Source organism: uncultured Bacteroides sp. (assembly GCF_949298305.1).
Taxonomy (GTDB): Bacteria; Bacteroidota; Bacteroidia; order Bacteroidales; family Bacteroidaceae; genus Bacteroides.
The window spans coordinates 74,573-74,902 of the sequence record NZ_CASFWU010000032.1; the positions used below are offsets into that span (position 1 = coordinate 74,573).

General features: G+C 51.5%; 1 pseudogene. It reads left to right on the plus strand.

The window, feature by feature from the left end:
- Positions 1–330 (plus strand): annotated as a pseudogene (locus Q1Y74_RS06250) (IS481 family transposase); the annotation flags it as partial.

A 330-nucleotide genomic window follows, 5' to 3' on the forward strand; every position in this document is an offset into this window, starting at 1 on the left:
TATGTAGGGTATATCAAAGGCGTGGGGCACATTTACCAGCAGACGGTCATCGACACCTATTCCAAAATCGGATTCGCCAAACTTTACGACAGGAAGAACACGCTCGTGGCGGCGGACATGCTCAATGACAGGGTGGTTCCGTTCTTCGAGCAGCATGACCTGAAACTGATGAGGATGCTCACGGACAGGGGTACCGAATACTGCGGAAACAGGGAAACTCATGAATACGAGCTGTATCTGGCCATCGAGGACATAGACCATTCCAAGATCAAGGCCAAGAGCCCGCAGACAAACGGCATCTGTGAACGCTTCAACAGGACTGTCCAGAAC